This is a genomic window from Streptomyces sp. NPDC048718 (genome assembly GCF_043198875.1).
Taxonomy (GTDB): Bacteria; Actinomycetota; Actinomycetes; order Streptomycetales; family Streptomycetaceae; genus Streptomyces.
This window is the reverse complement of the sequence record NZ_JBICVG010000027.1, coordinates 15,358-32,695: the sequence shown is the minus strand read 5'-3', so window position 1 is coordinate 32,695 and position 17,338 is coordinate 15,358. Positions and strand designations below refer to the sequence as shown.

The 17,338-nt window shown below is 72.8% G+C and carries 19 protein-coding genes; 10 read left to right on the top strand and 9 right to left on the bottom strand.

The genetic code is table 11. From position 1 onward, the window contains the following. Window position 1: 1 nt before the first annotated feature. Window positions 2–223: a helix-turn-helix domain-containing protein gene (locus tag ACGFRB_RS32470; RefSeq protein WP_006123601.1), complete on the top strand. Its 222-nt coding sequence runs from the start codon at window positions 2–4 to the stop codon at window positions 221–223. Between the two features lie 129 nt (window positions 224–352). Further along, a complete protein-coding gene (locus ACGFRB_RS32465; protein ID WP_393248164.1) occupies window positions 353–1,153 on the top strand; it encodes an enoyl-CoA hydratase/isomerase family protein in 801 nt (266 codons plus the stop codon). A 379-nt stretch (window positions 1,154–1,532) separates the two neighbouring features. On the opposite strand, the gene ACGFRB_RS32460 is transcribed toward ACGFRB_RS32465, so the two are convergent. Continuing rightward, window positions 1,533–2,177, bottom strand: a complete 645-nt coding sequence (locus tag ACGFRB_RS32460) for a hypothetical protein (RefSeq protein ID WP_393248162.1) — start codon at window positions 2,175–2,177, stop codon at window positions 1,533–1,535. A gap of 91 nt (window positions 2,178–2,268) precedes the next feature. On the opposite strand from ACGFRB_RS32460, the gene ACGFRB_RS32455 reads away from it, so the two are divergent. Genes ACGFRB_RS32455 through amaP form a run of 5 tightly spaced genes read left to right on the top strand, consistent with a single transcriptional unit; the run spans window position 2,269 to window position 4,507 of the window. Beyond that, the gene (locus ACGFRB_RS32455) at window positions 2,269–2,724 is read left to right on the top strand and encodes an Asp23/Gls24 family envelope stress response protein (RefSeq protein WP_393248160.1); all 456 of its coding nucleotides are present in this window, start codon (window positions 2,269–2,271) and stop codon (window positions 2,722–2,724) included. Window positions 2,725–2,754: 30 nt separating this feature from the next. Continuing rightward, a complete protein-coding gene (locus ACGFRB_RS32450) occupies window positions 2,755–2,943 on the top strand; it encodes a hypothetical protein (protein WP_363008500.1) in 189 nt (62 codons plus the stop codon). Between the two features lie 6 nt (window positions 2,944–2,949). Continuing rightward, entirely contained in the window at window positions 2,950–3,318 is a 369-nt protein-coding gene (locus ACGFRB_RS32445; protein WP_393248158.1) for a hypothetical protein, read from the top strand. Next, window positions 3,315–3,914 (top strand): DUF6286 domain-containing protein, encoded by a 600-nt coding sequence (locus ACGFRB_RS32440; protein ID WP_363008504.1) that lies wholly within the window; start codon window positions 3,315–3,317, stop codon window positions 3,912–3,914. The genes ACGFRB_RS32445 and ACGFRB_RS32440 overlap by 4 nt, the downstream gene beginning before the upstream one ends. Window positions 3,915–3,919: 5 nt before the next feature. Beyond that, on the top strand, window positions 3,920–4,507 hold the full coding sequence (gene amaP, locus ACGFRB_RS32435) for an alkaline shock response membrane anchor protein AmaP (RefSeq protein ID WP_393248156.1): 588 nt from the start codon (window positions 3,920–3,922) through the stop codon (window positions 4,505–4,507). A gap of 26 nt (window positions 4,508–4,533) precedes the next feature. On the opposite strand, the gene ACGFRB_RS32430 is transcribed toward amaP, so the two are convergent. The 6 genes from ACGFRB_RS32430 to ACGFRB_RS32405 form a co-directional block, all read right to left on the bottom strand. Beyond that, entirely contained in the window at window positions 4,534–5,289 is a 756-nt protein-coding gene (locus ACGFRB_RS32430) for an SDR family oxidoreductase (RefSeq protein WP_393248154.1), read from the bottom strand. 189 nt (window positions 5,290–5,478) lie between these two features. Beyond that, complete coding sequence (locus tag ACGFRB_RS32425; RefSeq protein WP_393248152.1) at window positions 5,479–6,330, bottom strand: hypothetical protein; 852 nt, start codon at window positions 6,328–6,330, stop codon at window positions 5,479–5,481. Between the two features lie 142 nt (window positions 6,331–6,472). Next, a complete protein-coding gene (locus tag ACGFRB_RS32420) occupies window positions 6,473–8,263 on the bottom strand; it encodes a glycoside hydrolase family 15 protein (RefSeq protein WP_393248150.1) in 1,791 nt (596 codons plus the stop codon). A 697-nt stretch (window positions 8,264–8,960) separates the two neighbouring features. Beyond that, window positions 8,961–9,758 carry an SURF1 family protein gene (locus ACGFRB_RS32415; RefSeq protein ID WP_363008514.1) on the bottom strand — a complete coding sequence of 266 codons (798 nt, stop codon included), beginning with the start codon at window positions 9,756–9,758 and terminating at the stop codon, window positions 8,961–8,963. A 93-nt stretch (window positions 9,759–9,851) separates the two neighbouring features. Beyond that, a complete protein-coding gene (locus ACGFRB_RS32410) occupies window positions 9,852–10,085 on the bottom strand; it encodes a hypothetical protein (RefSeq protein WP_363008516.1) in 234 nt (77 codons plus the stop codon). A 122-nt stretch (window positions 10,086–10,207) separates the two neighbouring features. Further along, a complete protein-coding gene (locus ACGFRB_RS32405) occupies window positions 10,208–11,182 on the bottom strand; it encodes a DEDDh family exonuclease (RefSeq protein WP_361229440.1) in 975 nt (324 codons plus the stop codon). A gap of 228 nt (window positions 11,183–11,410) precedes the next feature. On the opposite strand from ACGFRB_RS32405, the gene ACGFRB_RS32400 reads away from it, so the two are divergent. From ACGFRB_RS32400 to ACGFRB_RS32390, 3 genes are all read left to right on the top strand, one after another. Next, window positions 11,411–12,124, top strand: a complete 714-nt coding sequence (locus ACGFRB_RS32400; RefSeq protein ID WP_363008518.1) for a VIT family protein — start codon at window positions 11,411–11,413, stop codon at window positions 12,122–12,124. 108 nt (window positions 12,125–12,232) lie between these two features. Beyond that, complete coding sequence (locus tag ACGFRB_RS32395) at window positions 12,233–13,234, top strand: sterol desaturase family protein (protein WP_393248147.1); 1,002 nt, start codon at window positions 12,233–12,235, stop codon at window positions 13,232–13,234. Further along, window positions 13,231–13,905 carry a lysoplasmalogenase gene (locus ACGFRB_RS32390; RefSeq protein ID WP_363008522.1) on the top strand — a complete coding sequence of 225 codons (675 nt, stop codon included), beginning with the start codon at window positions 13,231–13,233 and terminating at the stop codon, window positions 13,903–13,905. Before ACGFRB_RS32395 ends, ACGFRB_RS32390 begins: the two co-directional genes overlap by 4 nt. Before the next feature lie 88 nt (window positions 13,906–13,993). Here the strand turns inward: ACGFRB_RS32390 and ACGFRB_RS32385 are convergent, their stop codons facing one another. Next, a complete protein-coding gene (locus ACGFRB_RS32385) occupies window positions 13,994–15,343 on the bottom strand; it encodes a CoA transferase (RefSeq protein WP_393248145.1) in 1,350 nt (449 codons plus the stop codon). A 135-nt stretch (window positions 15,344–15,478) separates the two neighbouring features. Beyond that, entirely contained in the window at window positions 15,479–17,011 is a 1,533-nt protein-coding gene (locus tag ACGFRB_RS32380) for a S8 family serine peptidase (RefSeq protein ID WP_393248143.1), read from the bottom strand. Between the last annotated feature and the right edge of the window lie 327 nt (window positions 17,012–17,338).

Below are 17,338 nucleotides of genomic sequence, written 5' to 3'. Positions count from 1 at the left end.
GGTGGCCGAGACTCTGAAGAAGGGCAGCCGGGTGACCGGCGCCGCGCGCGACAAGCTCGCGGCAGACCTGAAGAAGAAGTACGACTCCGGTGCGAGCATCCGGGCACTGGCCGAGGAAACCGGCCGTTCCTACGGATTCGTCCACCGGATGCTCAGCGAATCCGGGGTCACGCTGCGAGGACGCGGCGGAGCCACACGAGGCAAGAAAGCAGCCTCGGCCTGACGCCGGGACGTCTCGATCGGGCCACCGGGTCTCCCGGTGGCCACCCGGTCTGTCCTGCGACCGACCGGGTGGTTACTGTGCAGTCACTTAGCATCGGACACAGTGCTGCACCGGAACCGGAGACGCCCCATGACCACGTTCGAGAACACTGAGCACGTTTTCGAAAAGGACGGTGTACGACTCACCGTCGAGGACGCCGTCGCCACGGTGACCCTGACCAATCCGGCGAAGCGCAACGCCCAGACTCCCGCGCTGTGGCGGGCGTTGACCGAAGCCGGCCGGTCCCTGCCGGGCACCGTACGCGTCGTCGTGCTGCGCGGCGAAGGCCAGTCCTTCTCCGCCGGCCTCGACCGGCAGGCGTTCACGCCGGAAGGCTTCGACGGCGAACCGTCGTTCCTCGACATGGCCCGCGGGTCCGACAGCGACCTCGACGCGCTCATCGCCGAGTACCAGGAAGCGTTCACCTGGTGGCGCCGCAACGACATCGTGTCCATCGCGGCCGTCCAGGGCCACGCCATCGGCGCGGGCTTCCAGCTCGCGCTCGCCTGCGACCTGCGGGTCGTCGCCGACGACGTGCAGTTCGCCATGCGCGAGACCAGCCTCGGCCTCGTCCCCGACCTCACCGGCACGCACCCCCTCGTCTCCCTCGTCGGCTACGCCCGCGCGCTGGAGATCTGCGCGACCGGACGCTTCGTCCACGCCGAGGAAGCCGAACGCGTAGGCCTCGCCAACATCGCCGTGCCCGCCGCCGAACTCGACGCGGCGGTCAAGGACCTGAGCGCGGCGCTGCTGGCGGCGCCGCGGGACGCCGTCGTCGAGACGAAGGCGTTGCTGCGGGGGGCGGCGGAGCGGTCGTACGAGGAGCAGCGGGTGGCGGAGCGGGCGGCGCAGGGGCGGCGGCTGCGGGATCTGGCGGGGCTGGGCGAGTAGCGCTGCGCTGTGCTGTGCGGGTGAGCGTGGCGCGTGGTGGTGGCGGGGCGTGGGGGCGCGTTCGGGGCTGCGGGGTGGTGCGCTGGGGGTTCGTGGGTGGTGCGCGTGGGCCGGTCCGGGGGCTCGTGTTCCGCACTGCATGATTTACGGCGCGGGGCCCTGACTTGTGCGTGAAGCGTTCTTTTTCCGCGCCACAAATCACGCTTTACGTTTCGAACACGACCCCCTCCCCGGCCCCCGCTCCCGTCGCCGTCTCGCGCGCACCGCCCCGCACCCCTCCCGCTGGGATGGGGGGTGGGGTGCCGTCCGCCGGTGGGTGGGGGGAGGTGGGTGAGGGGGTTGGTGGGGGGGCGGCTTTCCGCTGGTGGGGGGATTTTTATCAGTGGAGTTCTGAGATCAGGACTGTGACTTTCGGCTGCTCTTCGGTGGTCAGTGCCCGGCTGATCGCGCGGGCCACCGTCAAGGCGCGGTAGCCCGTTGTCACCGCCACCTCGACGCGGACGTGACCCGGGGTGCGCTGGAGCGGGGCGCCGAAGGCGTCGGTGAGGGCGGCCACGCCCGGGACCGTGAGGGTGGTCAGGGCGGCCGGGTCGTCCGGGGCCGGGGGCGAGGTGCGGCCCGGCGGGGGAGGGGGTGCCGGGCGGTCCGGGGGCGTGTCGAGCAGCTCCGTCACCCGCAGGTCCACTCCCGCCACCTTCAGGCCGAGGGTGCCCTCCGCCGCGTCGAGGAGCGCCGCGCGCAGGCGGCCCGTCAGCTGGGGCAGCGGCCGGCCCGCGACCGCCGCGACATCCATCGAGATCCGCAGTTCCCCGGGTGGCAGCCCGCCCGGCGGCACCGGAACGGGTGAACGGGCGCCCTCGCCCGCGAGGCGGAACCCGGGCCGCCCCGCCACCACTCCCCGTACCCGCCGGGCCGCCTGGGCCAGGAGTGCCCGTACCGTCCGCTCCGCGATCCACGCGCCGTCCGCCGCGTCGCCGAGCGGCAGCAGCCGGTCCGTCGCGTGCCACGTCTCCGCCGTCGTCATCACCCCAGCCTGCCGTATCCACGGCGCGAGATCGGGCAACTCGTCTTAATCTGGCGAATACGGTGACGAAAGTCGATGGAAGGGGTGCGTGATGACCGACCGTACGGATTCCTCTCCGCATACGACGATGACCAAGCGCGGTGGCGGTGATCCGGCCTCCCGAGGGCGGACCACCATCGCCGACGGGGTCGTCGAGAAGATCGCCGGGCTCGCCGCACGCGATGTCGTCGGGGTCCATGCCATGGGCAGCGGGTTCTCCCGGACCCTCGGCGCCGTCCGCGACCGGGTCCCCGGCGGGGGCAGTGCGAAGTCCGGGGCCTCCCGGGGCGTCAAGGCCGAGGTCGGCGAGGTGCAGACCGCGCTCGACCTGGAGATCGTCGTCGACTACGGCGTCTCCATCGCCGATGTCGCCGGAGCCGTCCGGGAGAACGTCATCGCCGCCGTCGAGCGCATGACCGGCCTGGAGGTCGTCGAGGTCAACATCGCCGTCAGTGACGTGAAACTGCCCGACGAAGAGGACGAGGAGCCGGAGTCGCGGCTCCAGTAGCCGCTGACCGCCCGGCGGAAAGGGCTCAGCATGAGCATGGCGATGGCCGGCCTGGTGGCCGGCTTGGCGCTCGGCTTCGCCGGATACTTCGGCGGCTTCGGTGCGTTTGTCCTGGTCGCGGCGCTCGGCGCGATCGGATTCGTGGTCGGCCGGTTCCTGGACGGCGATCTCGAACCCGGCGAGTTCTTCCGCGGCCGCGAACGCGGCCGCAGGAGGTGATCCGGGGTGGCGGACCTGGCTCAGCGGCGGGTGGGGGCGGCACGGGTGCCCCCGGCCGGCCGGGGAGCGACCACGATCGCCGACCGGGTCGTCGCGAAGATCGCCGCGCAGGCGGCCCGTGAGGCGATCGACGTCCCCGAGTGGGGGCAACCGCCGCATGCCTCGGTCGTCGTCCACGGGGACACCGCCCGGGTCTCGGTCAGCCTCGAACTCGGCTATCCCGGCGACGTCGGCCGCCAGTGCGGCGCCGTCCGGGGCCGGGTGCGTACCCGGGTCGAGGCACTGGCCGGCATGCGCGTCCACGAGGTCGCCGTCCACGTCGAACGGCTGCACTCGGTACGGACCGCCGCCGGCGGGCGGGAGCGTCCGCGATGACCGACCCCGTACCCGTACTGGAGGAAGGCGGTGGCGAACCGCCGGCCCGCGTGCGCGCGCGCCGGTTCTGGTCCGTACGGCGTGTTCCCGCCGCCGTGCTCGCCGCCGTGCTGCTCGGCGGCGCCGGGCTGCTGCTGTACGACATCGCCGCGGTCCGGGCCGGCCGCACCGCCATGTCCTGGCGCCGCTCGCTGGCCGATCAGCTCGCGACCCGGCCCCTCGACGACACCTGGGTGCTCGCCGCGGCGGCCCTCGCCGTCCTAATCGGACTGTGGCTGCTGCTCCTGGCCCTCACCCCCGGCCTGCGGGCCGTCCTGCCCATGCTCCGTACGTACCCCGACGTCCGCGCCGGTCTCGACCGCGAGGCCGTCGCCCTGGTGCTGCGCGATCGCGCCATGGAGGTGTCGGGCGTCCAGTCGGTCCGGGTCACGGCCGGCCGTCGCAAGGTGTCCGTGCGGGCCGTCTCGCACTTCCGCGGACTCGACGAGGTCCGCGCCGACCTGGAGAACGCCCTCGCCGCCGGCGTCGGCGAACTCGCCCTCGCCCGGCCGCCGGGCCTGAGGATCCGGGTGGCCCGGCCGCCCCGGAAGGGGTGATCCGCGTGACCGCAGTCCTGCGCCGCGTCGACCGGACCGTGCTCGCCCTCGCGGGCCTGGTCCTCGTCGTGGGCGGCGGCGCCGTGTTCGCCGCCGGCCTCGGCCTCGCCGTACCGTCCTGGTGGCCCTGGTCCGGCCCGCACGACGTCCTGCTCAGCCGCTCGGAGCGGCAGCACTTCCGCTCCGACGGCTGGTGGTGGCCGGCGGTCATCGCGGTCCTCGGGCTCGTCGTGCTGCTCGCCCTGTGGTGGCTGATCGCCCAGTTCCGGCGGGCCCGGCTCGCCGAGGTCGTCGTCGACAGTGGCGACGGCGAGGAAGCGGTGGTGCGGGGCCGGGCCCTGGAAGCCGTCCTCGCCGCCGACGCCGAGGCCCAGGAAGGCGTCGCCCGGGCCCGGATCGCGCTCACCGGGCGCCGTTCCGCGCCCCGCGCCCGGGTCGCCCTGCTGCTTGAACCGCATGCCTCCCCGGCCGGCGCGCTCGCCACCCTCGCCGCTGAGGCCCTCGGCAACGCCCGTGCCGGCACCGGGCTCGCCGCCCTGCCCGCCGAGGCCCGTCTCCGCGCGGTCCGCCACCAGGCCAGCCGGGTGACGTGAGGCCGGCCCGGACGTGACGTGACGGCTCAGAAACCGCCGCGCGCCCCGCCGTCCACCGGGAGCATCACACCCGTCAGATACGAGGCGGCGGGCGAGAGCAGGAACGCGGCCGTCCGCCCGAACTCCTCCGGCGTGCCGTAGCGACGCAGCGGGATCGTCGCCTCGTTCGCCGTGCGCGACGCCTCCGCGTCACCCGACAGCGCGTCCAGCGAACGCATCCGATCGGTGTCGATCCGGCTCGGCAGCAGGCCGATCACCCGGATGCCGCGCGGGCCCAGGTCGTTGGCGAGGGACTTGGCGAAACCGGCCAGGCCCGGCCGCAGACCGTTGGAGATGGTGAGACCCGGGATCGGCTCGTGCACCGAACCGGACAGCACGAACCCGATCACACCGCCCTCGGGCAGGGCCTCCGCCGCCGCCCGGGCCAGCCGCACCGCACCCAGGAAGACGGTGTCGAACGCGGCCGCCCACTCCTCGTCGGTGTTGTCGGTGCCGAAGCCCGGCGCCGGGCCGCCCACGCTGATGAGGATGCCGTCGAAGCCGCCGAACCGCGCCTTCGCCTCCCCGATCAGCCGGGCCGCCGTGCCCGGATCGGCGTTGTCGGCGGCGACCCCGGCCGCGTCCGGGCCCAGCTCGGCCGCCGCCTCGGCGGCCGTCTTCTCCTCGCGCCCGGTGAGCAGCACCTTCGCGCCCTCCCCGAGCAGCGCCTCCGCCGAGGCCCGGCCGAGCCCTCGGGTCGCGCCGGTCACCACGTACACACGGTCCTTCAGCCCAAGATCCATGGGCCGATTGTAGGTTCGGGCCGAGGGCGCGGGCCGGCCTATGGCCGAGTGAGCCGAAGGGGTGCGTCGGGGGAACAGTGCCGAACGCGTGCGGGCCCGCGAGGAACGAGCGGGTCGAGCACGATCGGTGCTGTGAGTCCGACTCCAGCACCCCGGAGGAGAACCGGGGCACAAAAAGCGGCCCGTCGGTCAGTGGTGCGCGTGGTGGTCGCCGTGGCCGTGGTGCTCGTGGCCGTGGTGCTGCTCGGCGGGCGCGGGCGCGGGTGCCGTCTCGGCGGTCCGTAGCGTGAACTCGGCCGTCCGGACCACGCCGTCGTGCTGGAAGTCCAGGAACAGGCGGTAGGTGCCCGCCGACGGTGCGACCGCCATGAAGGCGATCTCCGGCCCGGGCGCGGTGACGCCGTCGCCGGGCTCTCCCTCCGGGTGGACGTGGAGGTAGGCCAGGTCGCCCACGCGCAGGGCCACCAGGTGTCCGTACGCGGCCAGGTAGGGCTCCAGGTCGGTGACGGGCCGGTCGTCCCGGCTGACGGTGAGGGTCAGCCGGCTCGCCTCACCGGGCAGGAGGACGCCGTCGAGCGCGACGGTGTACGCGCCGATCCGCGCGACGCCGGTGGCCTCGGGGAGCGGCCGCGGGTCGTACGTCCCGGTGACCGCGGCGTCGATGCCCAGCGTCATGGTCCCGTCGTGGCCGGCCGGGTGGATGTCGGCGAAGAACCGCCAGTCTCCCGGCTCCAGGGTCAGTTCGGTGCTCCAGGTGCCCTTCTCGTCCCGCACCGGGTGTACGTGCTGGAAGCCGGCGGTGTCCCGCCGGACGGCTATGAAGTGCAGTTCCTTCTCGTGTTCGGGCGTGAAGGCGGTCACCGGCGCGCCGTCGGGGCCGATCACCCGGAAGGAGACGGTCCGCACGCCGGCGGAGAGGATCGGCGCGTCGAGTTCGAGGCTGTACCCGTGCTGGGAGACCGACAGCCCGCCGGGCTGTCCTCCGCCGTGGTGGGCGTGGGCGGCGTGGTCGTGACCGGTGTGGGCGGCGTGGTTCGACATGACAACTCCCCTGTGTGACGCGCCTGCTGGCGTTGTCCGTTCCGGACGACGATCAGAACCATATACCCCCTGGGGGTATTCCGCACCGAGGGTTTCCCCCGGGAAGGGCAGGCCGGAGAGAGGGCTGGGGCAGGGGGCGTGCTCACGGCGCGATGGCGTCGTCCTGGTCGGACAGCGCCAGCGCGGCGCCGACCAGGCCCAGGTGGCTGAACGCCTGCGGGAAGTTGCCCAACTGGTGTCCCGTCACCGGGTCGTACTCCTCGGCGAGCAGCCCGACGCCGTTGCACAGTCCGACCAGCCGCTCGAACAGTTCACGGGCCTCCGTCATCCGCCCGGTCAGCCGCAGCGCGTCCACCAGCCAGAACGAGCACACCAGGAAGGTGCCTTCCTGGCCCGGCAGCCCGTCGACCGACACCCCGGCCGTCGAATAGCGGCGCAGCAGCCCGCCGTCGAGGAGTTCCCCCCGTACCGCGTCGACCGTGCCCACCACGCGCGGATCGTCGGGCGGCAGGAATCCGACCCGGGGGATCAGCAGTGTCGCCGCGTCCAGCTCGGACGAGCCGTACGCCTGCGTGAAGGTGCCCCGCTTGGCGTCGTACGCCTTCGCGCACACCTCCGCGTGGATCGCGTCCCGCATCGCCCGCCAGCGCCCCACGTCGCCGCGCAGCGACGGCTCGGCCTCCAGGGTGCGCACGGCGCGGTCGGCCGCCACCCAGGCCATCACCTTGGAGTGGGTGAAGTGACGGCGCGGCCCGCGTACCTCCCACAGGCCCTCGTCGGGTTCGCGCCAGGTCGACTCCAGGAAGCCGAGCAGGCTCAGCTGGAGGTTCCAGGCGTGCGGCTTGGCGGGGATGCCCGCCTCCCGCGCCCGGTTCAGCGAGTCGAGCACTTCCCCGTACACGTCGAGCTGGAGCTGGTTCACGGCGGCGTTGCCGGTACGGACCGGTGCCGAGTCGGCGTAGCCGCGCAGCCAGGGCAGCACCGTCTCGGGCAGCCGGCGCTCGCCGGCCGGCCCGTACATGATCTGCAGGTCGGCCGGATCGCCGGCCACCGCGCGCAGCAGCCAGTCGCGCCAGGCCCGTGCCTCGTCGACGTATCCCGTGGACAGCAGGGCGCCGAGGGTGAAGGCGGAGTCGCGCAGCCAGCAGGCCCGGTAGTCCCAGTTGCGCACCCCGCCCATGGCTTCCGGCAGGGAGGTGGTGGGCGCGGCGACGATGCCGCCGGTCGGGGCGTAGGTGAGCGCCTTCAGGGTGATGAGGGAGCGGACGACGGCGTCCCGGTACGGTCCGCCGTAGGTGCAGCGGGACGCCCACTCCCGCCAGTCGCCGAGCGACTGCTCCAGGGCCTCGAAGGGGTCGACGAGCCGCGGGCGCGGCTCGTGCGAGGGGTGCCAGGTGAGGACGAACGCGACCCGCTGCCCGGCGGCGACGGTGAACTCCGAGCAGGTCGAGAGCTGCTGTCCCCAGGTCTTCACGGGCGGCTCGCTGCGCAGCCATACGGAGTCGGGCCCGGCGACCGCCACCCGGTGGCCGTCGGCGCGGCGCATCCACGGCACGATCGAGCCGTAGTCGAAGCGCAGCCGCAGGACGCCGCTCATCTCGACGTTTCCGCTGACGCCTTCGACGATCCGGATGAGGTCGGGGGCCAGGTCGCGCTGCGGCATGAAGTCGACGACCTTGACGGTGCCGGTACGAGTTTCCCAGAGGGTCTCCAGGACCAGGGTGTCCTCGGCGTAACGGCGGCTGGTGCAGGTGGTGGCCCCTTTGGGGGCGAGCCGCCAGTGGCCGTTCTCCTCGTCGCCGAGGAGGGCGGCGAAGCACGCGGCGGAGTCGAAGCGCGGCAGACACAGCCAGTCGACCGATCCGTCCCGTCCGACCAGCGCGGCGGTCTGGAGGTCGCCGATGAGGGCGTAGTCGTCGATGCGTTGCGTCACGCTGTGCGCTGTTCCCGGAAGCGACGACGGTCAATCAGGGGACCCTGTCTCCACTCACGAGTGCGGGCCGCTTCCCTGCCGTCACGTCTTTGTGCGGGTTTGCTGTGTACGGCCGAGTGAGCCGAAGGGGTGCGTCGGGGGAACAGTGCCGAACGCGCGCAGGCCCGCGAGGAACGAGTGGGCCGAGCACGATCGGTGCTGTGAGTCCGACTCCGGCACCCCGGAGGCGAGGGAGGCACAAAAAAGGCCAACGTGAAGCAAGCAACACGCGCCCAGGCTTGCCGCCTCGCGCACGTGCGGGCCACGCACCAGCGCCGCACCCACCCGCAAGCCCAGCCCCCAACCACCTCGCACCCGTGCGGGCCCCCTCCCGAAGGCACCGCGAGTGCGGGCCGCGCACCTGACGAGGCCAGAGCTACCGGGCTGCCCCCTACGGCCGAGTGAGCCGAAGGGGTGCGTCGGGGGAACAGTGCCGAACGCGCACAGGCCCGCGAGGAACGAGTGGGCCGAGCACGATCGGTGCTGTGAGTCCGACTCCAGCACCCCGTGGGGGTCCCCCCGCCGAAGGCAGGGGGAGAAGGAGGCACAAAAAAGGCCAACGTTGCCCAATCACACATGCGCTCGCCTGTAGCCGCCTTGCGCTCGTGCGGGCCCGGCCCTTGCCGTCGCGCTTACGTACAAGCCCAGCCCCCGCCCCCTACGCCACCGGCTGCGCTTCCTCCGCCACCGTGTCCGTCTCCTCCCGCGCCGCCGCTTCGCGGTCGCGCTTCTCGCGCCGTACGAGGACCACCCAGCCCACCGGCACTCCGGCGGCGAACAGCCACCACTGCACGGCGTAGGCCATGTGCGGGCCGATCGACTCGTGGTCGGGTTCGGTGAGGAGCTGGGGGGAGTCGCCGGCGGGTTCGGGGGTGGCCTGTTCGATGTAGCCGCCGAGGACCGTGCGGCCGAGCAGGGCGGCCTGCTGGGTGCTGTTGATCAGCATGACCTGGCGGTCGGGCAGGCCCTTGAGGTCCTTGATGCCGCTGGCGCCGGTGGTCTCGTCGGCCATGAGCCGGCCGGTGACGGTGACCTCGCCCTTCGGCGGCGCCGGGATCTTCGGCAGGGTCCGCTGGTCGTCGGCGCCCGGCACCCAGCCGCGGTTGACCATGACGATCTTGCCGTCGGCGAGGACCAGCGGGGTGAGGACGTGGACGCCGACCCGGTCGTCGTTCGAGGTGCGGCGGCGTACGACGACCTCGTGCGCGGTGTCGAAGGTGCCGGTGGCGGTGACCTGGCGCCAGTAGTCGGTGCGCGGGACCGTGTGGCCGGGGGAGGTGAGTCGCTCGACCGGGGCCGGTGCGGCCTTGAGGTTGTCCGCGATCAGGGTGTTCTGGGCCACCCGGTGTTCATGCCGGTGGAACTGCCAGAAGCCCAGCTCGATCATCGTGGGGATGAGGACGAGGGTGATGAGGGTGAGGATCACCCACTGCCGGGACAACAGGAAGCGGTACACCCCACGACGGTACCCCCGGGGACCATGAGCTCTGCGCACGGGGGTTCCGCTCGCCCTCGTGCGGTCCCTCGTACCGCCCATCGGTGCCGCCGTTCACACCTTGTCGATGATGCCCGCCCTCCCCTCGGCGCGGGCGCAGTGCCCTCCGCAGTACCAGCTGCCCTGCACCTCGACGCCCTGGCCGATGATCTGGACTCGGCAGTGCTCGCAGATCGGGGCCATGCGGTGGATCGCGCAGGCGAAGCAGTCGAAGACGTGCACCGCGCCCTGCGCGTGCACCTCGAAGGACATGCCGTAATCGTTTCCGCAGACTTCACAACGTGCCATGCGCCACAGCGTGGAGCGGGGTGCGGCGGAAGGCCGGACGGCGCGCCCGGCCTTCCACGGCGGTCACTCGTCTGCCGGGACGGCCCGCGGCGGTCACTCGCCGCCGGGGCCACCCCAGGCGGTCACTCGTCCGCCGGGGCGACGTCCCGCAGCAGCTGGGTGTAGGCGGCCTCGTCGACGATCGGCGTGCCGAAGGACCTCGCCTTGACCACCTTGGAGGTGGCGGAGTCGAGGTCGTTGGTGACCAGCAGGCTGGTGACCCGCGACACGCTCGTCGCCACGTGCAGCCCGGCCTCGACCGTCCGGTCCTCCAGGAGTTCGCGGTCGATCGAGGTGTCGCCGGAGAACGCGACCCGCATGCCCTGCTTGAGCGGGGCGTCGGCGGTGTAGCGGCCGGGGTTGGGGTACGGGCACGCGGGGCGCTTGCGCGAGGGGCGCCAGCTGCCCGCTCCGTACGACGGCTGGTAGCCGACCCGGGGGCGGGCGGGCGTCGTGGCCCACTCGGTCAGCGGACGGCATTCAAGGAGCGGCAGGCGTACGCCCCGCTCGGCGGCCGTGCGCAGACTCGGCCGGAACGCCTCGGCGAGCACCCGCGCGTCGTCGAGCGCGTCGTGCGCGCGCTGCTGGACCACGCCGTAGTGCGCGGCCAGCGACTCCAGCTTGTGGTTGGGCAGCGGCAGCGCCAGTTCCTTGGACAGCGCGATCGTGCACAGCCGTTGCCGGACCGGGGCGGTGAGCTCGGCCCGCGCGTACTCGCGGGCGATCATCTGCCAGTCGAACATCGCGTTGTGCGCGACGAGCACCCGTCCGTCGAGGCGCGCCGAGAACTCCTCGGCGATCTGGGGGAACAGCGGTGCGCCCGCCAGCATGTCGCTGGTGAGCCCGTGGATCCACACCGGTCCGGGGTCCCGTTCGGGGTTGACCAGGGTGTACCAGTGGTCCTCCACCTCGCCCTGGGCGTCCAGCCGGTAGACGGCAGCCGAAACTATCCGGTCGTCGCGGGCGAGGCCGGTGGTCTCCACGTCGACGACCGCGTACCCCTGTGGGTAGGCGGCCGGCCACGTCGCTGCTGTCGTACGGTCGTCGAGCATGGTCACTGAGAATACGGGCCCCGACCGACACTCGGGCCCCCAGTGCCGCTTTCCCGGCCGGAATCGATGGTGATCAGTGGCCGAAATGTGACGGTGAAGAGGTGTCGTGGGGTCACCGGACCGTCGATCGCCGCGTGAGCACCATCTGCCGTGTGAGCACCGTCTCAGGAGGCGGGTGCCCGGGGCGGCGGGTCGGTCCGCCGCGGCCGGGCCGGTGGGTGCGACCCTCCTGGGGTGACCGAAGTCCCCGCACACGACGAAGCGCACGGGGGCGGCCTCGGCTCCCGGCTGAACTGGCTCCGGGCCGCCGTCCTCGGCGCCAACGATGGTGTCGTCTCCACCGCCGGTCTCGTCGTCGGCGTCGCCGGCGCCAGCGAGTCCCGGTCCGCCCTGCTCACCGCCGGTCTCGCCGGACTGCTCGCCGGGTCCATGTCCATGGCGGCGGGGGAGTACGTCTCCGTCTCCACCCAGCGCGACTCCGAACAGGCGGCTCTCGCGCAGGAACGCCGTGAACTGCACGAGGACCCCGAGGCCGAACTCGACGAGCTGACCGCCATGCTGACCGCCCGCGGTCTGAGCCCCGACGTGGCCCGCGAAGCGGCCCTCCAGCTCACCGAACGCGACGCGCTGCGCGCCCACGCCGCCGTGGAACTGGGCATCGACCCCGACGAACTCACCAACCCCTGGCACGCGGCCGGCGCCAGCTGTCTCGCCTTCACCGTCGGTGCCCTGCTGCCGCTCCTGGCGATCACCCTGCCGCCCACCGAGCACCGGTTGTGGATCACCGTGGTGTCCGTCCTCGGTGCCCTCACCTTCACCGGCTGGTGGAGCGCCCGCCTCGGCGAGGCCCCGGCCGGCCGCGCGATCCTGCGCAACGTCGGCGGCGGCGCGCTCGCGATGGCCGTCACCTACGCGGCCGGTTCGCTGCTCGGAGCCGTGGGGGTGTGACCCCTCCGCGTTGTCGGAAGCTACCAAAGCCTGCTGACGAACCGTCTCACATACTTGTTGGTAACAGCGTCTAGCCCTGCCTGCCCGCCCGCCTCTACCGTCATCGGCATGCCGAATCTGCCCGATGTCGTGCTCTGGTCCATACCGGCGTTCGTCCTCCTCACCGTGATCGAGGTGGTCAGCGTTCGCCTCCATCCCGACGAGGACGCCGCCGGGTACGAGACCAAGGACGCCGCCACCAGCATCGGCATGGGTCTCGGCAGCCTCGTCTTCGACGCCCTGTGGAAGATCCCCGTCGTCGCGCTCTACACCCTCCTGTACGAGCTGACGCCGCTGCGCGTCCCCGTCGTGTGGTGGACGGTCCTGCTCATGCTGCTCGCGCAGGACTTCTGTTACTACTGGCAGCACCGCGGCCACCATGTCGTCCGCATCCTGTGGGCCTGCCACGTCGTGCACCACAGCAGCCGGAAGTTCAATCTCAGCACCGCGCTGCGGCAGCCCTGGACCAGCCTCACCTCATGGCCGTTCTATCTGCCCATGATCCTGCTCGGGGTGCACCCGGCGGCCGTGGCGTTCTGCTCCTCCATCAGCCTCGTCTACCAGTTCTGGATCCACACCGAGCGGATCGACAGACTGCCGCGCCCCCTGGAGTACGTCTTCAACACGCCCTCGCACCACCGTGTCCACCACGCCTCCCAAGGCGGCTATCTGGACCGTAACTTCGGTGGCATCCTCATCGTCTGGGACCGGCTGTTCCGCTCCTTCGTCCCCGAGACGGAGCGGCCCGTGTACGGACTCACCAAGAACATCTCCACCTACAACCCGCTGCGCGTCGCCACCCACGAGTACGTCTCCATCGCCCGCGACCTCAAGGCCGCCCGCGACTGGCGCGAGCGTTCCGGGCGGCTGCTGCGCGGACCGGGCTGGCAGCCGGCCGCGGCCGTCCCCGGCATCGCCGCCGTCCCCGCCACCGCTGCCGTTCCCGGCACCACTGCCGTCGCCGCCGCGGTCCCCGTCACCGGCGCCATCCCCGGCACCGACTCCGGTCCCGTCGCCGCGACGCCCGGCAGCACCACCACCCCTACCACCGCACCGGAGGCCGCCGCGTGAACCGTCTGTCCCGCGCCCTGCTCGGCGCCTTCCTGCTCGCCGCCGCGGTCGACCTCGTCTCGCTGCTCGCCGGCGTGCACACCGGGCACATGATCGCCAAGCCGCTGCTCATGCCGCTGCTCGCCGGATACGCCGCCACGCAGGGCGCCCCCCGCATCCTGATCGCCGCACTGCTGCTCGGCTGGGGCGGCGACGTGTTCCTCATGCTGGACCCCGACTGGGCCTTCCTCGCCGGCATGGGCTGCTTCGCCGCCGGTCATGTCGGCTATCTGACGCTGTTCGGCCGGCGCCGCAGCAGCGTCCCGCTGGGCGCGCTCTACGCTGTCGCCCTCGCCGGTACGGTCGTCGCGCTCTGGCCCGACCTCCCCGCCGGCCTGCGGATCCCCGTCGCCTGCTACTCCCTGCTGCTGACCTCGATGGCCTACCGGTCGAGCTCTCTCGGCGTGACGGCCGGTGTCGGCGGCGCGCTGTTCCTGCTCTCCGACAGCCTCATCGCGACCGGTGTCGCCGACTGGCCCCGGCTGCCCGGGCACGACTTCTGGGTGATGGCGACCTATCTCGCCGCCCAGTACCTGCTCACCACCGGAGCCCTGCGGGCCACCGGACAGGCGCCGCGTACGACCGGCACGGCACCCCGTGTCACCAAAGCCGCCCCGGCGCCCGGGGCCTGACCAGGGCCCGGGCGCCGGGTACGACACCGGCCCCTGCCCAGCCCCGGGCCGCCCTCCCCCAGGGGATCTCCCGCACCCGCCCCCGGGTCTACAGCCAGACCGGGGCGTCGGCGCCCGCCACCCCCGGCGGGCGCGACCAGCCGGCCGGGCCGCCGTCGTACGTCACGGGCGGGCGCGCGTGCAGCAGCCGCCCGAGCGGGCCGTCGGCCTCCGTGAGGTGCCGCTCCGGCTCGTACCGGGCCAGAGAGTGCGTCAGGAAATGCCCGGTGCGGGCGAGCGCCAGCCGCACCAGCCGGGTGCCGCCGTCCCGGTCCTGTTCGGTCAGCGCGCGCAGCACCGCGGCGGCCAGCAGATATCCCGTGCCGTGGTCCAGCGCCTGCGCCGGCAGCGTCCCCGGCCGCTCCGCGGAGCCCTCCACCGCCGCGATGCCCGTCGCCACCTGCACCAGGCTGTCGAAGCCGCGCCGTTCGGCCCACGGCCCGTCATCGCCCCACGCCGACAGCCGCGCCACCACCAGACCGGGCCGGGTCAGCTCGAAGCGGTCGAGCGCGCCCGGCCGGTAACCGGTCACCAGGACGTCGGCCTCGTCGAGGAGTTCACGGACGGTACGCCGGTCCGACGGCCGCTCCAGGTCCAGCGCCGCCGTCCGCTTCCCGAACGCCATGTCGGCGTGCTGGTCCGGCAGTTCCGGGTTGCCCGGCGGGTCGATCCGCAGCACGTCGGCGCCCAGCAGGGCCAGCGTCCGGGTCGCCACCGGGCCCGCGATGACCCGGGTCAGATCGAGTACGCGCGGCGGACGGCCGTCCCGGCGGCGCGGCGGTGCCTCGTCGAGCCGCTCCCGGACGACCAGCGGGTGGGCGGCCACCTCGCGGCCCTGCGGATGGGCGGCCCACTCCTCGGGCGTACGCAGGGCGACGGCGAGGCCGCCGGCCCCGTACACCGCGGTCTCGGTCTCCACCGCCGTCCGCTCGGCGATCGCCGCCGCGACGGCGTCGGGAAGGGCACCGCCCGGCGCCGCACCCTCCGCATCCGCGCCGTCCTTCAGCCCGAGCACGGCGAGCAGCGCGGCCCGGTGGTGCGGGTAGTTGGCATGGGTGCGGACCCAGCCGTCCCGGGCCCGCCAGAAGCGGGAGAGGGGCGCGAAGACCTCGGGCGCCCGGCCGTCCACCCGCAGCCGCCGCTCGCTCGTGAACGCCGTGGCCACCGCCCCGTCGTGGACTCGTACCGGCCCCGAAAGCCCCGCCCGCTCCACCGCCGCGAGTCCGGCCACCGCGACCGACGCCCTGGCCAGGTCCATCACCGGCAGCCGCGCCCCGAGCAGCCCCGAGGGGCCGCCGTACACCACCCGGCCGAGCAGGGCGGGGTCCCCGCCCAGCGCCGACCACAACAACTCCGTACCCGTGCCGATCCCCGTGTCCGTGCGCATGTCGGTGTCCATGGGCACCACTATGAACCGCCCATGGCACGCAGTGCCATGGGCGGTTCATATGAGGTGGATCAGCCGTCGATCAAAGGCCGGGCCGGAGACCCGAGGCCGATCGGCGAGGTACCGGCGCTTCTTCGGGAAGGACCGTCACTTACGGACAGCGGCGAGCGCGTCGACGATGCCCGCGCCGTAGAAGCCGTTCTTCTGCTTGCCGCCCTCGCACACCGCGTCGGCCTTGCCGTCGCCGTTGTAGTCGTACGGCGCGCACGGCGTCGCGGTCGCCTGCGCGGCCAGCAGGGCCTTCAGGGCCGCCGGGGCGGCGTTCGGGTGGCTCGACTTCAGCAGCGCGAGGACGCCCGCCACGTGCGGCGAGGCCATTGAGGTGCCGGCCTTGTAGTTGTAGCCGCCGTTCACGGTGGTCGACAGGATCAGACCGTTGTTCGCCGGGGCCTGCGGCGGCTGGTACTTGGTGCTGTCGCCGCCCGGCGCCGCGACGTCGACGACGCCCAGACCGTAGTTGGAGTAGGAGGACTTCATGTTCAGGGCGCCGGTCGCGGAGACCGTCACCACGCCCGGCAGCATCGCCGGGTAGTCGAAGCACTCCTTGGGGTCGATGTCACGGCCGCCCGCGGTGGAGTCGTTGGGGCTGCCGCCGTCGTGGATCGAGTCGGCCGCCAGGTCGAAGGCGGAGTTGCCCGCCGCCGCCACGTTGACGGCGCCCTTCTTCTCCGCGTACCGGGTCGCGCGGGTGACCGCCTCGATGAGGGCCTTCTGGTCCTCGTCGTTCTTGCAGGCGAACATCCACGGGTCGGTGTAGTAGCTGTTGTTGGTGACGTCGATGCCGTGCTCGGCCGCCCACACGAAGCCGCAGACCACGGCCTCGGTGTAGAAGTAGCCGTCGGGCGTGGACACCTTGATGCCGGCGAGCTTCACGCCCGGCGCGACACCGGTGACGCCGATGCCGTTCTTCGCGGCGCCGATGGTGCCGGCCACGTGCGTGCCGTGGTCGCTCTCGCCCGGCTTCGGACGCCAGGCGCCGAAGGTGGTGTCGGGCTTGCCGCCCACGCAGCTGGCCGAGGCGGCCGGGTCGAAGTTCGGCGCGAGGTCCGGGTGGGTGTCGTCCACACCGGTGTCGATGATGCCGACCGTCACCTTGCTGCTGCCGAGGGTCTTCTCGTGCGCCTTGTCGGCCTTGATGGCCGGCAGGTCCCACTGGAGGGGCTCGAGCGGGTCCTGGCCCGCGGTCGCCGTGGCGGCCGCGGCCTTCATCTCGGCCTCGGTCAGCGCCTGGCCGCCCTCGCCGATCGAGTCGTCGGTCTGTACGGCCATCGGGGCCGTCCGGGTGGCGCCGGCGGATATGACGCCGGGGGCCTTGCGGATGGCCGCCGCGAAGCCGGGGTTCTTCGAGTGGACGACGATGACGCCTATCTGGTCGTACGACTGGACTATGTCGCCGCCGGCCTCGGCTATGGACGCGCGCACCGCGTCGGCGGTCCACCGGCCGCCCCCGACGTTGACGACGTACGACAGCTCCGGGCCACTGGCGGTCGCCGCCGTCGGCGCGTCGCTCAGCTCGGCGGCCGAGGCGCCGCCGGCGGGCAGGAAGCCCAGCGAAGCGGTGAGCGCGAGGCCTGCGGGCAGAGCGAGTACGCGGGCGCGCCGCGATCCCAGGTGAGCCATGGTTTCTCCACATCGTCCGTCGAGCCGTCCGGCCGCTGACGTGCGGCTGGACAGGTGCATGACGAGTGAAGCTAGCGCTGATCTTCCTCTCGCTCAATGAGTTGAGAAGACTTCATGAAGATCGCACGGAGAATTCCCCACTCGGGTGAACCCCCTGGTGTCGGAATCCGTGTCGATGGGCAAGGGAGGAAGGGCACCTTGGCACTCGTGTCCCCACCCTCCCTGCCTCCCCTGCCCCTTGAGCTCGTCCCTGCCCGCCTTGTCCGCACTCCGCGCCTCGCACGCGCGTCTGCACCCGCACCCGCGGCCGCTCCTGCGGACCGAGGA

Coding starts and splice junctions, on each gene's coding strand:
- ACGFRB_RS32395 (WP_393248147.1), top strand. CDS start 12,233: ATGCCGAATCTGCCCGATGTCGTGCTCTGGTCCATACCGGCGTTCGTC.
- ACGFRB_RS32385 (WP_393248145.1), bottom strand. CDS start 15,343: ATGGACACCGACATGCGCACGGACACGGGGATCGGCACGGGTACGGAG.
- ACGFRB_RS32460 (WP_393248162.1), bottom strand. CDS start 2,177: ATGACGACGGCGGAGACGTGGCACGCGACGGACCGGCTGCTGCCGCTC.
- ACGFRB_RS32450 (WP_363008500.1), top strand. CDS start 2,755: ATGAGCATGGCGATGGCCGGCCTGGTGGCCGGCTTGGCGCTCGGCTTC.
- ACGFRB_RS32380 (WP_393248143.1), bottom strand. CDS start 17,011: ATGGCTCACCTGGGATCGCGGCGCGCCCGCGTACTCGCTCTGCCCGCA.
- ACGFRB_RS32430 (WP_393248154.1), bottom strand. CDS start 5,289: ATGGATCTTGGGCTGAAGGACCGTGTGTACGTGGTGACCGGCGCGACC.
- ACGFRB_RS32465 (WP_393248164.1), top strand. CDS start 353: ATGACCACGTTCGAGAACACTGAGCACGTTTTCGAAAAGGACGGTGTA.
- ACGFRB_RS32440 (WP_363008504.1), top strand. CDS start 3,315: ATGACCGACCCCGTACCCGTACTGGAGGAAGGCGGTGGCGAACCGCCG.
- ACGFRB_RS32410 (WP_363008516.1), bottom strand. CDS start 10,085: ATGGCACGTTGTGAAGTCTGCGGAAACGATTACGGCATGTCCTTCGAG.
- ACGFRB_RS32455 (WP_393248160.1), top strand. CDS start 2,269: ATGACCGACCGTACGGATTCCTCTCCGCATACGACGATGACCAAGCGC.
- ACGFRB_RS32425 (WP_393248152.1), bottom strand. CDS start 6,330: ATGTCGAACCACGCCGCCCACACCGGTCACGACCACGCCGCCCACGCC.